Source organism: Jeotgalicoccus meleagridis (genome assembly GCF_903994045.1).
Taxonomy (GTDB): domain Bacteria; phylum Bacillota; class Bacilli; order Staphylococcales; family Salinicoccaceae; genus Jeotgalicoccus; species Jeotgalicoccus meleagridis.
Map to the genome: position 1 here is coordinate 705,148 of NZ_CAJEWD010000008.1, position 12,300 is coordinate 717,447.

Annotated in this window: 16 protein-coding genes; 7 read left to right on the forward strand and 9 right to left on the reverse strand. The window is 37.0% G+C overall.

The annotated features are described in order from the left end of the window. Positions 1–197 precede the first annotated feature (197 nt). The 3 genes from ygs to JEOSCH030_RS09095 form a co-directional block, all read right to left on the reverse strand. The gene (ygs, locus tag JEOSCH030_RS09085; RefSeq protein WP_185126321.1) at positions 198–575 is read right to left on the reverse strand and encodes a S1 domain-containing post-transcriptional regulator Ygs; all 378 of its coding nucleotides are present in this window, start codon (positions 573–575) and stop codon (positions 198–200) included. A gap of 195 nt (positions 576–770) precedes the next feature. Beyond that, entirely contained in the window at positions 771–974 is a 204-nt protein-coding gene (locus JEOSCH030_RS09090) for a FeoB-associated Cys-rich membrane protein (protein ID WP_185126560.1), read from the reverse strand. 131 nt (positions 975–1,105) lie between these two features. Further along, positions 1,106–1,696 (reverse strand): peptidylprolyl isomerase, encoded by a 591-nt coding sequence (locus JEOSCH030_RS09095; RefSeq protein WP_185126322.1) that lies wholly within the window; start codon positions 1,694–1,696, stop codon positions 1,106–1,108. Between the two features lie 205 nt (positions 1,697–1,901). On the opposite strand from JEOSCH030_RS09095, the gene JEOSCH030_RS09100 reads away from it, so the two are divergent. The 7 genes from JEOSCH030_RS09100 to mnhG are packed head-to-tail and all read left to right on the forward strand — an operon-like array spanning position 1,902 to position 7,746. Further along, positions 1,902–4,301, forward strand: a complete 2,400-nt coding sequence (locus JEOSCH030_RS09100) for a Na+/H+ antiporter subunit A (protein WP_185126323.1) — start codon at positions 1,902–1,904, stop codon at positions 4,299–4,301. Beyond that, positions 4,285–4,752, forward strand: a complete 468-nt coding sequence (locus JEOSCH030_RS09105; RefSeq protein WP_185126324.1) for an MnhB domain-containing protein — start codon at positions 4,285–4,287, stop codon at positions 4,750–4,752. The genes JEOSCH030_RS09100 and JEOSCH030_RS09105 overlap by 17 nt, the downstream gene beginning before the upstream one ends. Further along, a complete protein-coding gene (locus JEOSCH030_RS09110; RefSeq protein WP_185126325.1) occupies positions 4,752–5,093 on the forward strand; it encodes a Na(+)/H(+) antiporter subunit C in 342 nt (113 codons plus the stop codon). The genes JEOSCH030_RS09105 and JEOSCH030_RS09110 overlap by 1 nt, the downstream gene beginning before the upstream one ends. After that, complete coding sequence (locus tag JEOSCH030_RS09115; protein WP_185126326.1) at positions 5,083–6,576, forward strand: Na+/H+ antiporter subunit D; 1,494 nt, start codon at positions 5,083–5,085, stop codon at positions 6,574–6,576. Before JEOSCH030_RS09110 ends, JEOSCH030_RS09115 begins: the two co-directional genes overlap by 11 nt. Next, a complete protein-coding gene (locus JEOSCH030_RS09120) occupies positions 6,577–7,056 on the forward strand; it encodes a Na+/H+ antiporter subunit E (RefSeq protein ID WP_185126327.1) in 480 nt (159 codons plus the stop codon). Then, complete coding sequence (locus JEOSCH030_RS09125) at positions 7,053–7,352, forward strand: Na(+)/H(+) antiporter subunit F1 (protein ID WP_185126328.1); 300 nt, start codon at positions 7,053–7,055, stop codon at positions 7,350–7,352. The genes JEOSCH030_RS09120 and JEOSCH030_RS09125 overlap by 4 nt, the downstream gene beginning before the upstream one ends. Then, complete coding sequence (mnhG, locus tag JEOSCH030_RS09130) at positions 7,330–7,746, forward strand: monovalent cation/H(+) antiporter subunit G (RefSeq protein WP_185126329.1); 417 nt, start codon at positions 7,330–7,332, stop codon at positions 7,744–7,746. The genes JEOSCH030_RS09125 and mnhG overlap by 23 nt, the downstream gene beginning before the upstream one ends. A 246-nt stretch (positions 7,747–7,992) precedes the next feature. On the opposite strand, the gene JEOSCH030_RS09135 is transcribed toward mnhG, so the two are convergent. The 6 genes from JEOSCH030_RS09135 to JEOSCH030_RS09160 all read right to left on the reverse strand — a co-directional run bounded on the left by JEOSCH030_RS09135 (position 7,993) and on the right by JEOSCH030_RS09160 (position 12,264). Beyond that, positions 7,993–8,367, reverse strand: coding sequence for a PaaI family thioesterase (locus JEOSCH030_RS09135; RefSeq protein ID WP_185126330.1), 375 nt, complete (start codon positions 8,365–8,367; stop codon positions 7,993–7,995). Continuing rightward, entirely contained in the window at positions 8,360–9,850 is a 1,491-nt protein-coding gene (locus JEOSCH030_RS09140) for a leucyl aminopeptidase family protein (RefSeq protein ID WP_185126331.1), read from the reverse strand. The genes JEOSCH030_RS09135 and JEOSCH030_RS09140 overlap by 8 nt, the downstream gene beginning before the upstream one ends. Before the next feature lie 13 nt (positions 9,851–9,863). Then, positions 9,864–10,181, reverse strand: a complete 318-nt coding sequence (locus JEOSCH030_RS09145; protein ID WP_185126561.1) for a YuiB family protein — start codon at positions 10,179–10,181, stop codon at positions 9,864–9,866. A 71-nt stretch (positions 10,182–10,252) separates the two neighbouring features. Beyond that, on the reverse strand, positions 10,253–11,464 hold the full coding sequence (locus JEOSCH030_RS09150; RefSeq protein WP_185126332.1) for an NAD(P)/FAD-dependent oxidoreductase: 1,212 nt from the start codon (positions 11,462–11,464) through the stop codon (positions 10,253–10,255). Positions 11,465–11,572: 108 nt separating this feature from the next. Further along, positions 11,573–11,932, reverse strand: coding sequence for a HesB/IscA family protein (locus JEOSCH030_RS09155; RefSeq protein WP_185126333.1), 360 nt, complete (start codon positions 11,930–11,932; stop codon positions 11,573–11,575). A gap of 86 nt (positions 11,933–12,018) precedes the next feature. Next, complete coding sequence (locus JEOSCH030_RS09160; protein WP_185126334.1) at positions 12,019–12,264, reverse strand: DUF1450 domain-containing protein; 246 nt, start codon at positions 12,262–12,264, stop codon at positions 12,019–12,021. Between the last annotated feature and the right edge of the window lie 36 nt (positions 12,265–12,300).

The following is a 12,300-nucleotide window of genomic DNA, read 5'->3' on the forward strand; positions in this document are numbered from 1 at the left end:
TAATAATGACTATATTTTTAACTTTAAGCAAGCTTTTTGTAAGTCTTTATTTTATAGGTCTCAGGCTTTATGGAAACGTATACATTTCCACGAAATATTATGCTTAAGCTTTCAAGAGCCTATCATATTGAATTAGTATACTCTGCATAAATATTAATAAAAAAAGAACCTGCCAATGCAGATTCTTTTTCCTGGTATTATTCGTTCATTCGCGCGATTGCATCATCAATCCATGCTGGCATTCTCTCTTCTATGGATTGAAAGCCGTATTTTTCGGTCTCTCTGATTTTCTCTAATACTGAACGCTTATCTCTTTTCTTCTCTTCATTTTTGAAGTATTCATTTTCTTTCAATGATAAACTCAACTTGCCATCCTCATCAATGCTTACAATCTTAGCCTTTACAATTTGGCCTTTTGATAAATATTGATTCACATCATGAACATAATCATTCATCACTTCAGAGATATGGATCAGACCATCGCGATTATCAGGAGTTTTGACAAAAGCACCGTACGACTGAATACCAGTAACTTTGACTTTAACGAACTGGCCAACTCGGTATTTTTTTGCCATTTAATCCCTACTTTATATTCATTAATCCATTACATTCTATCATAGTTATATAAAAGGGCAAAAAATTTATATCAAGTGAAAAAACACACTAAAGTGTATCACTTAGTGTGTTTTTAAGAGTATTCTATTATGTATTTCATAATTTCATGTCGGTATCAAGATGTCGTTAACCGGAAAATAATATTTTAATTAATATTATTTCCGGTGATGATTATCTTCTTCTTGTTCTAATCTTTCAAGAACTTTTTCTTCAAATTCTTTCATCTTTTCTTCTTCATTGCGCGAATATTTTTTGACGATTCTGTAGACGATATACGCCAAGAGCACAAAGATAAGAAGCATTATTATAGCAGGAATATATTCCGTTTTATCTTCGGGGAAATATAAAAATGGCATCATCTCTAAATCACTCACCTTCACAATGCTTAGTATATCAGAGTGATTTACTCTATAATTATAATAATAATGACTAATTTGTGATAGTTTTTTTAAAAAAAGACATACTTACTAAAGTAAGCATGTCTTTCTATTTATTCTGTGACTTCGATTGATTCAATAACAACGTCTTCAACTGGTTTGTCTTGTCTACCAGTTTCAACTTCAGCTATTTTTTCTATAACATCCATACCTTCAATCACATGACCAAATACTGTATGTCTATGGTCTAACCATGGCGTTCCACCATTTAGGCGGTAGCTTTCAATAATCTCAGCTGGGTAACCTGCACCCTCTAATTGAGATAACATATCTGCTGGTACATCTTTAAGTTGGACGATAAAGAACTGTGAACCGTTTGTGCTAGGTCCTGCATTAGCCATAGATAATGCGCCGTATAAGTTGAAGGCTTCCATTGAGAATTCATCTTCAAATGGTTGACCCCAAATACTTTCACCGCCCATACCAGTACCTGTAGGGTCTCCACCTTGGATCATGAAATCTTTAATTACTCTATGGAAAATAAGTCCGTCATAGTATCCATTTTTAGCATGTGTCACGAAGTTTTCTACTGCTTTAGGTGCAACATCTTTAAACAGCTTAACTGTAACATCACCCATATTTGTTTTAAGTACTGCTTTTAATTCTCCATCTAATAAGTCTGTTGTTAATTGTCTATATGCCATAATGCGGCCTCCTGAAAAGTTTTAATAATTTCATTTTAATAAACAAAATATTGAAATCAAAATTAAAATATATCTTATTAATGACTTCTATTTTCTATAGTATACATTATATTAAAGTTCTTTTAATTTCAAACCCTAAGCGTTTATTTACAAAGAATAGTATTGTATAATTGTTAAATATAATATTGTAAGAGGAGGACACATTTTGGCTTTGATACACTTAGCTATATTTTTACCTGTAATTGCAGCTATCTTGATTGCAATCGTCTATAGGTATGTTAAAGATGTGCATCTCGGTTGGTTCGCATTAATAGTCCCTGCCGCTATTGCCGCATACTTATTTACACTGATACCTACTGTTTCAAATGATGGGCCATTACATTACACCTTAAATCTAATGCCGAGAATCGGTATGAATTTTGATGTATACATAGATGGTCTCGGCTTACTTTTCGCCATACTTATTTCAGGTATCGGTACACTTGTTGTTCTTTACTCCATAGGATATCTATCTAAAAGTGAAAGACTAGGTAATTTTTATGTCTATCTCTTAATCTTTATGACAGCTATGCTTGGAGTCGTCTTAAGTGATAACGTTCTAATGCTTTACTTCTTTTGGGAACTGACATCTATATCTAGTTTCCTCTTAATTGCTTTTTGGTATAAGAAAGACAAATCAATTTACGGGGCACAGAAATCTCTCCTAATCACTTTCTTTGGTGGATTCATGATGCTTGGTGGGTTTATCGTCTTATATATCATCACTGGAACCTTAAGTATTAGAGAGATGATTGCTAATGTTGATTTAGTCATTGATAGTAATCTAGCACCACTTGCTGTTGTACTTGTTTTATTAGGTGCTTTTACTAAGTCAGCTCAATTTCCATTTTATATCTGGTTACCGGATGCGATGGAAGCGCCAACACCCGTTAGTGCTTACCTGCACTCAGCAACCATGGTTAAAGCGGGTCTTTACTTAGTTGCAAGATTTACTCCAGTCTTCGCCTTTAGCGAACTGTGGGTATGGTTGATTCTACTTGTCGGCCTATTTACTTTACTCTGGGCGTCCTTTAACGCAGTTAAACAAGATGACTTAAAAGGAGTGCTCGCCTTCTCAACAGTATCGCAACTCGGTTTGATTATGAGTTTACTTGGAGCAGGCGGTCTCGCTGTTAACAGTGGAGCTAATGAGTCTATCTTTACGGTCGCAGTCGTCGCAGCTGTTTTCCATATTATTAACCATGCGACTTTCAAAGGCGCACTCTTCATGATTGCAGGTATTCTAGATCATGAAACTGGTACGCGCAGCATTCGTAAGTTAGGCGGTTTGTTAACCATCATGCCTATTACTTTTACGATGACGATTATTACTGCCTTATCGATGGCGGGCTTACCACCATTTAATGGCTTTTTATCAAAAGAGTTATTCCTAGAGGCAATGTTTGAACTGTCTAACGCTAACTTTAGTGTCTTAGCTGATTGGAGTGTATTATTCCCAATCCTTGCAATCGTGGGTAGCATTTTCACTTTTGTCTACTCTATAAAACTTATACATGGTGTCTTCTTAGGTGATAGAACGCATGAAACACCTAAGGAACCACACGAAGCTCCAGCGCTAATGCTAATTTCACCAATTATTTTATCAGCATTAGTTGTGATATTCGGCTTGTTCCCTAATATCCTGTCTCAAACGATTATTGATCCAGCTGCAATGAGCATTTTAGCAACAGATACACAGCTAAACACAGAAATTTCTCATTGGCATGGCTTTAACAACCCTGCACTTTGGGCAACTATCGCAATCGTTGTTGTCGGTCTAGCACTATACTTATTCCGACATAGTTGGATGTTCATTTATGACTACCATAAAGAGCAATTTACTTTGAACTATTTATATGACCAAGGGCTGATCTACAGTCAACTCGGTTCTAAGAAAGCAACTGATGGTGTCATGACAGGATTTTTAAGAGATTATATGGTTTATATTTTCGGATTCTTTGTCGTCTTCGGTATCATTACAACCTTCTTTACAGGTTTACCGATAGACTTTGATAATTACTCTGAAATAGGTATTCAAGATGTTGTGCTTGTGATCATTATTTTAATCTCGCTATTTATTATTATGATGACACGCTCACGCATGGTTTCTATTATTATGCTAGGTGCAATTGGTTATTCTATGGCGCTGTTCTTTGCCTTCTTTAGAGCACCAGACTTAGCTTTAACACAGCTCGCTATTGAAACAGTTACGACAACGCTCTTCCTTGTTTGTTTCTATCATTTACCGAAGAAATCAAAACACGAAGAAGCAGTTGGCTTTAAATTTACGAACTTCATGATTTCAGTTGGTGTAGGTGCCATCGTTATTCTATTTGGCCTTGCAGCCTACTCTAACCGTCTATTTGAATCAATTAGTAAGTATCATATAGAAAACGTCTATGAACTTGCTGCCGGCGGAAACATGGTTAACGTTATACTCGTTGACTTCCGTGGTTATGATACCTTGTTCGAAACACTTGTCTTTGGTATTGCAGGAATCGGTATATACGCGCTTATGAAAGCTAAAGTTAAAGGAAAGGATGATGACAATGAAGAGCACGCTTAAAAGAGCAGGCTACGGTAAAGTACAACGTCAGATGAACGATGTGTTTATTCAATTCACATCTAGAATTATCTTTCTAATTGTGCTGTTATTTGCAGCCAAGTTATTCATGGATGGTCACTATGCACCAGGTAGTGGATTTGTTGGTGGATTATTAATCGCTTCTGCCATCATCCTCTTACTTATGGCTTTTGATTTCCAGACTGTAAGAAAAATGATTCCGATAAACTTCCATATCATGATCAGTGCTGGACTATCGATTGTTCTTTTAGTTCCAACACTACTGTTCTTGTTTGGAAAACCATTCTTTACACATCAGCATACTTATATTAATTTACCGATATTCGGAGAGGTCGCACTTCATACCGCTGTGCCATTTGATTTCGGAGTGCTCCTAACAGTAGCAGGGACATCATTACTTATTGTGTCACTCGTTGGGGGGCAGGAAGATTAATGGAACTCGTTACGATTATCTTAGCTGGCATACTCGTTGCCAGTGCAACCTATTTAATATTGTCAAAAAGTGTCTTAAGAATCATCATTGGTGTGTCTGTATTGTCTCACGGCGTTCACCTTTTAATACTGACAATGGGACAATTAAAACGCGGTAATATTCCAGTGCTTGAAGACTCTGTATCGTCATATACCGATCCATTACCTCAAGCCTTGATTTTAACTGCCATTGTTATTTCTTTTGCACTTACAGCCTATAGTTTAATCCTACTCCTACAGAACTATAAGGAGTTAGACACTGATAACACAGAAGATATGAAAGGAGTACCACATGGCGACTAACATCTTACCGATGCTTTCGATCATTCTTCCTTTTGCTGCTGGTGTTATCATGTTGTTCATGGGAAAACGTCCCATACCACATAGAATTGTTTCAACTATAGCCAGTGCAGCGATGATCGTTGCATCTCTTATTAGCCTTTATTTGGTCTATCAACATGGACCTCTAATTACTTATATGGGAAATTGGGCTGCACCGTTTGGTATCAGTATTGTTTATGATATGGTCGCAGCACTTTTAGTTCTCACAACAGCGATAATATTATTCTTCATAGTCATTTACTCATTCCAGTCAATCGGCTATGAAAGAGAAAAATATTATTACTATCCAATGGTCATGTTTATGATTACTGGTATAAATGGGGCCTTTACTACAGGCGATATTTTTAACATGTTCGTATTTTTCGAAGTGTTCTTACTCGCATCATATGTATTGATCACTTTAGGAAACCGTAAAATACAATTACAGGAAGGTTTTAAATACTTCGTCGTAAACGTTGTATCATCAAACTTCTTCCTTATTGGACTCGCCTACTTATATTCTGTGACTGGTTCACTGAATATGGCAGATATCCAAGTAAAATTATCTAACTATGATGGAAACCTTGCGATTATGACAATAATCGCCGTTGTATTCCTCTTTGTTTTCGCGACAAAGGCTGGCCTGTTCCCACTTTATTTCTGGATGCCAGGTTCATACAATGCACCACCAATGCCAGTCATTGCCTTATTTGGTGCACTCTTAACTAAAGTTGGTGTTTATGCGATTGCTCGAACATTTTCATTGTTCTTTACAAACGATATGGGTTATACCCATCAAGTGCTCTTACTCTTAGCACTACTTACAATCATCGTTGGTTGTATTGGCGCAATTGCCTATACTGATATGAAAACGGTTGTCATATATAACATCATGATTGCAGTGGGAGTCATTATTGTTGGATTCTCAATGATGGATCCTGAGGGTACACTTGGCGGCATGTATTACTTAATTCACGATATGATCATCAAAGCTGCACTCTTCCTCTTGGTCGGATTTATCATATATAGAACTGGTAAAAATGACGCTGAAGACATCGGTGGCTTAATAGATCACCATCCGATTATGGGTTGGACTTTCTTTATTGCAGGTCTCTCCTTAGCTGGTGTTCCACCATTCCCTGGTTTCTTCGGTAAGTTGTACATCGTAGAATCAGCATTTCAAAATGATCATGTTATTGCAGCAATTATTGTACTCCTATCAAGTTTAGTTGTGCTTTACAGTGTTGTTAGAATCTTTATTAAAGTATTCTGGGGTGAAGCGAGAACAAACTACAAATTGAACGATATCAAGTACGATAAACTCGCATTTGCAGCAGTCAGTTTAGTAATCGTGTCTATCATCTTTGGTCTATCAGCAGATGCTCTATATCCGATTTTTGAGATGGCGGCTGAAACTTTCTACGATCCTTCAGTATATTCGAATTACTTGACGGGGGTGGAGTAAATGGCCTTTCAACTCATAATTAACGTCTTACTCGCAGTCTTATGGATGTTTATGAACGCAGATATGTCTGTCGGTTCATTTATTACAGGTTACTTAATCGGTTTACTTGCTGTTTATCTATTAAGAAACTTCCTACCAGGTCGATTTTATGTCAAACGATTGTACTTGATTATCAAGCTTGTATTCATCTTTATAATTGAACTGGTAAAAGCAAATATTGATGTTGTTAAAATTGTAATTTCGCCTAAGATTGATATCCATCCTGGTTTCTACGCTTACCCGAATGATCTTGAAGAGGACTGGGAAGTTGCACTCTTGTCATCTCTCATTACTTTAACGCCTGGTACAGTCGTAGTTGCCATCTCTGACGACTATTCAGTCATTTACATTCATGGCTTGGATATGGATGATGCAGATGAGGAAATTGCAACGATTAAATCCGCTTTTGAAAATGTAATAAAAGAGGTGGCTAAACCATGATCGGATTTCTAAACATAATAGTCATCATTTGTATTATCGTTTTCGCCTTATCTATGCTCGGTATGGTATACAGAGTGATCAAAGGACCAACCCTTCATGACCGTGTCATTACACTTGATGCTTTCGGTGTCACTTTAATGGGAATGATGAGTTTGGTGTCTATCGTTCTAGATACCACTTACCTACTTTCAGTAATTATGCTCATCGGGATGATTGGTTTTATCGGTACAGTTGGCTTTGCGAAATTCCTAGAGAAAGGTGTGATCATCGAAAATGATAGAGATAATAATAGTTAGTATCGCTACTCTACTTTTAATCGGTGGTGCCTTCTTTACTGCAATCGCAGCCATAGGAGTAATTCGCTTACCTGATACCTACACACGGTTACATGCGGCATCAAAAAGCTCTACCTTAGGTGTCGGTATGACTTTACTTGGAGTCTTTACTTACTTTGCGTATTTTCATGCTGAGATTGACTCCCAGCTCTTACTGGCAATTATTTTCCTCTTTGTATCTTCACCAGTTGGTGCACATATGATTGCTAGAAGTGCCTTTCACTCGGACGTTGAGCCATATAAACTCACTATACTCAATGAATTGAAACGTGATGAAACTGGTTCTGAAATTGAGACTGAAGAAAGTGTCAGACTTAAAATTGAAAGAAGTAAAGATAAAGAACTCGATGATTAAAAAATAAGGGCTAGGACAAAACTATTCCCTTCATAAATAAGCCGGACGTTAGCTTTTCTGGGGCATCGCGTGAGCCTGTAGTCTCACGCAGATGCTATTCCCCTAGAAGTCTAACGTCCGGCTTTTCAAATATAATCAATTATTTTTCTATATCTTCATAACTTTTGTCCCAGCACCCTATAAGTAAGACGGCCTAGAAATCTTGATTTTAAGATTTCCAGGCCGTCTTTTTATATCTTTATAATTTTATCGTTTTTCTTTTATAGCCATAGTCATACGGGCTAAAGCAATGAGTGTATCATCTTCATCTGTTATGTCTATCGTCCACACTTCTGAAGTCTTACCCTTATGCTTTCTCAAAGCCATTGCTAAGAGCTTACCGCTTCTTTTGGCGGCTACATGATTACAGTTTACTTCCATGCCAAATGCAATCTTATCGTCAGCTAGTTTATAAGTCGCACCAATGCTTGCCGCTGTTTCAGCTAAGACAACATTGATTCCACCATGAATAAAACCAAATGGTTGTAAGGCTAATTCACTAATTGGCATTTCAACAAGACAGTAACCTTCTTTTAATTCTAATACTTCAATCCCTAATGAATCGATTAAGTTCTTACTCATAGAGCGTTCCTGATTCAATTAAGTCAATGACCGTACGAATCATAACTCCAGTAGAGCCGCTTCTTGCAAATGGTGTATCTTTACTTGTATTACTTGTACCAGCGATATCGAAGTGAATCCACGGTCTATCTTTTGTAAATTCCTTAATAAATGCTGCAGCAAATGATGCGCCACCTGGTTTGAAGTCTGCGTTGATTAAATCTGCAATCGCTGATTTTTTCACTCTATTTTCTTCAGCTTGACCAAGTGGTAATTGCCAAATATCTTCACCTGTTACTTTAGCAGAGATCAAGAGATTATTAATGACAGTTCTATCAGCATTAGCAAAGATACCAGTACGGTATTCTCCAATCGCTTGAATCACTGCTCCAGTTAGCGTTGCGAAATCCATCATGACTTTAGGTTGATACTTATCAGCAGCATAATAGACTGCATCAGCAAGCACCAAGCGTCCTTCTGCATCTGTATTTGACACTTCAACAGTTTTCCCTTGTAAGGACTTGTATACATCATCTGGACGCATACCGTTGCCATCTACCATGTTTTCTGCCAAGGCTAAAACTGCAACGACATGTACGGGCAATTCCAATTGAGAGATAGCTTCCATCATACCGACTACGTTAGCTGCACCACTCATATCATATTTCATTGAGCGCATACCCGTTCTAGTTTTTAAGGAATAGCCACCTGTATCATAAGTAATCCCTTTACCAATTAAAGCAATTGGCTCCTTATCACTTGCATCCGGATGTTTATACTCTATTGTTACTAAACGTGGTTTTCTTACTGATCCTTTACCTACTGCTGTTAAGAGGCCAAAACCTTCTTGATCTAAAGTATCAAAATCTTTAATTTCACCCGTTACATATTTTCTATCTTTGAAAAGCGTAGCTAAATCGTCTGCAAAACTTTCTGGATATAGCTCATTCGGTGGTAAGGTCGCATAATTTCTTGCGACATTTATACTAGCACCAAGTTTTCGTCCATGTTCAAACTCAAGTGTTAGTGCTTGTTTTGATACAAGTGTCAACTCTAAATTTTCACTGAACTGTTTTTTATCGTCTGTCGTATAGCCGACCATACGGAAGGTACTCAGTTCTGACATTAAGCCAAATGCATCTGCAACTTCACTTAAGTCAAAGCCAAAGCTATCCAAGATGACTTGTACTTTATTAATACTTTCATCTTCCATATACTGAAATAAGCTTCCGATTGCTTCTTGTAGTTTTAAGACAGTTAGATCATTGCCTTGACCTAAGCCAACTGCGATAACCTTTCTATACTGTCTTTGTATTGTCACTGCTGTTGTCGTAATTTTACGTGCTTTAGACGATAAAACACCTGCTTCAAGAAGCTCTTTTGCTGCTCCGTTAAGTAAGGTATCTAACTCTGTAAAGTTTTTAAGTTCTTGAACGTTTTCTGGTAAACCGATGACGATTGTAGAATCGTCTGCAACAAAGTTTTCCATAAAATTAGCTTTCATATCTCTTTTCCCCCTAGAACATTTGATAGCCAGATTTTCTTAAAAAGCGAATCGTCAGACCTGCAAGTATAATTCCTAATAAACCTGAACCGAGTATGATGATATCGTAGAATGAAATACCTATAATGTTTTCCCAAAGTGTTGTAAAAGCTTCACCAGGACTAAATATGTAATCAAAGAGTGACACCCTACCAATAATCCACAAGACGATTACAGGATACACCACTGCCATAATCCAAGTCATCTTCAGTATCATGTTTAATATAAAGCTAATACCGTAAAATAAGACAAAATAGAGTAAGACAGAAATAAAAAGCTGTATTAAGTTCATTGCCATATTATTTCCTCCAAAAAAATATGCATGGGCATTATAGATACCCATGCATAATGCTAACTCTTAACTTATAAGAACTTTCCTTTTGTTACTCCAAGCGCAAGTCCACCGATTTTCAGTACTGCTCTTGTATCAATTACTTTCTTCATGAAAGCAGCTGATTTACCTTTAATTTCACGGCCATATACAACACCAATTCCATCACCAGATCCTAAAGAACATACAGTTCCTTTGTCATCGTAAGTGAATGGCTCTGTTTTCTCACCGTTTAAAGTTAATTTAATGTTTTTAGCAGTGTGCTCACCTAATTGCATAGCAATTTGTGCAGTTGTAGGATATGGACGAGCATTTTCACCAGTACCGTTCATTACTGCAGCAACATCACCGATTGCATAGATGTGTGGGTATCCTTCGATAGTAAGGTCTGGTTTAGTAATAATACGACCACGTTTAACACCTTCGAATGATTCTTCCATCAATCTAGAACCACGGACACCTGCTGTCCAGATTACGCTTGACCCTTCAAGTTGAGTCTCTACATCGTTGATTTTAACGACGAAACCTTTGTCGTTAGCTGCAACAATTGGATTACCTAACATGAATTCAACACCACGAGCTTCTAAGAAGTCAACAGCGTATTGAGTAAGTTCATCTGAGAACATTGGAAGCATTGATGGCATCGCTTCTACACAAGTAATTTTAACGTCGTTATAATCAATACCATGTGTCTTACATAGGACAGGTAAAGTTTCAACAAGTTCTCCTAGGAATTCAACACCAGTAAAGCCAGCACCTCCGACTAAGATTGATAAGTCGTTCTTATCTTTAGAGGTTTTATAGTTAATAAAGTTTTTCTCAATTGTTTCTCTTGCTCTTACCGCAGTTTGAGGGTTAACGATTGTTTCTGCATAATCGTCCATTCCTTCGATACCAAATGATTCACTTTCAAAACCAAGTGATACTACTAGAGTATCAAAGTCGAAAGTCCCTTGAGTCGTTTCAACTGTTTTTTCATCTCGGTTAATTTTAGTCACTTCTGCAGGTACGAAACGTACTTTCATGTTGTCTAACACTTTAGCAATCGGGTAGACACCGTCTTCCCAATTCATTGAACCTGCTGCTGTTTCATGTAACCAAGTTGATTCATAGTGATATTCATTTTTGTTGATTAAAGTAATATCTGCATCCTGTACACTAAGTAGCTTTTGTAGCTTGGTCACTGTAGATAGTCCAGCATAACCTGCACCTAGTACCAGAATTTTCTTTCTTTGATAGCTCATTTTATTATTTTCCTTCCTGCTATTGAAATTATTATCGGTTCTCTATTTATAATATACCAAGTATAATATTAGCACTACGGCGCAATATTTCAAGCGTTTTAATGAATTTTAGCAGTCTCCAGGCGCCCCTGCATTTGCTTTCGTTCTAAATGAAGATCCACAACCACAAGACAAGCTCGCATTTGGATTTTCTATAGTAAAGCCACCACCTACTAGTGATTGCTTAAAGTCAATGACTGTCCCATCTACAACAGGTAAATCAAATTTGTCTACGAGCATTTTAACTCCGTAGTATTCGAACACCTGGTCTTTCTCACCAACTTCAGTTTCTGCTGCCATGCCGTACGTCAAACCTGTGCAGCCACCACCTTGTACTTTAAAGCGGAGATAACCATCGGCCATGTCATTTGCCTCTAACATATCTTTTACTTCATAAGCTGCACTTTCTGTCAGTGTAACTAATGACATATTATCACTCCATTCCCTATTTTTGTTCACTATTTAACATATTAACTTAATTATACTACAGTGGATTTTCGAGTCCAATTATGTGATTAAAAATCCATCTCTTGTTTGTTTTTCTCTATTCTTTTATAGGCTTTTTTCAACAGATCTTCTTTGGTTTTTGCCGCAACAATTTCTCCATCGATCAAAACAAAGAATGTCTTCGAACATAAACCACAATTATTTGTACACTCATAGTCTACAGCATCTATTTCAGGTTCAGCATCTAAAGCACGATATACTTCTTCTGTCCCTTTTAGCATATTAGCACTACAAAATTCAGCTATTGTAAACATCACAATCTCCTAACTTAGTCAAAAAAAGCTAGAGAC

Coding starts and splice junctions, on each gene's coding strand:
- JEOSCH030_RS09150 (WP_185126332.1), bottom strand. CDS start 11,464: ATGAGCTATCAAAGAAAGAAAATTCTGGTACTAGGTGCAGGTTATGCT.
- JEOSCH030_RS09135 (WP_185126330.1), bottom strand. CDS start 8,367: ATGAGTAAGAACTTAATCGATTCATTAGGGATTGAAGTATTAGAATTA.
- JEOSCH030_RS09145 (WP_185126561.1), bottom strand. CDS start 10,181: ATGAACTTAATACAGCTTTTTATTTCTGTCTTACTCTATTTTGTCTTA.
- JEOSCH030_RS09105 (WP_185126324.1), top strand. CDS start 4,285: ATGAAGAGCACGCTTAAAAGAGCAGGCTACGGTAAAGTACAACGTCAG.
- JEOSCH030_RS09160 (WP_185126334.1), bottom strand. CDS start 12,264: ATGTTTACAATAGCTGAATTTTGTAGTGCTAATATGCTAAAAGGGACA.
- JEOSCH030_RS09140 (WP_185126331.1), bottom strand. CDS start 9,850: ATGAAAGCTAATTTTATGGAAAACTTTGTTGCAGACGATTCTACAATC.
- JEOSCH030_RS09110 (WP_185126325.1), top strand. CDS start 4,752: ATGGAACTCGTTACGATTATCTTAGCTGGCATACTCGTTGCCAGTGCA.
- ygs (WP_185126321.1), bottom strand. CDS start 575: ATGGCAAAAAAATACCGAGTTGGCCAGTTCGTTAAAGTCAAAGTTACT.
- JEOSCH030_RS09115 (WP_185126326.1), top strand. CDS start 5,083: ATGGCGACTAACATCTTACCGATGCTTTCGATCATTCTTCCTTTTGCT.
- JEOSCH030_RS09120 (WP_185126327.1), top strand. CDS start 6,577: ATGGCCTTTCAACTCATAATTAACGTCTTACTCGCAGTCTTATGGATG.
- JEOSCH030_RS09125 (WP_185126328.1), top strand. CDS start 7,053: ATGATCGGATTTCTAAACATAATAGTCATCATTTGTATTATCGTTTTC.
- JEOSCH030_RS09095 (WP_185126322.1), bottom strand. CDS start 1,696: ATGGCATATAGACAATTAACAACAGACTTATTAGATGGAGAATTAAAA.
- JEOSCH030_RS09155 (WP_185126333.1), bottom strand. CDS start 11,932: ATGTCATTAGTTACACTGACAGAAAGTGCAGCTTATGAAGTAAAAGAT.
- JEOSCH030_RS09090 (WP_185126560.1), bottom strand. CDS start 974: ATGATGCCATTTTTATATTTCCCCGAAGATAAAACGGAATATATTCCT.
- mnhG (WP_185126329.1), top strand. CDS start 7,330: ATGATAGAGATAATAATAGTTAGTATCGCTACTCTACTTTTAATCGGT.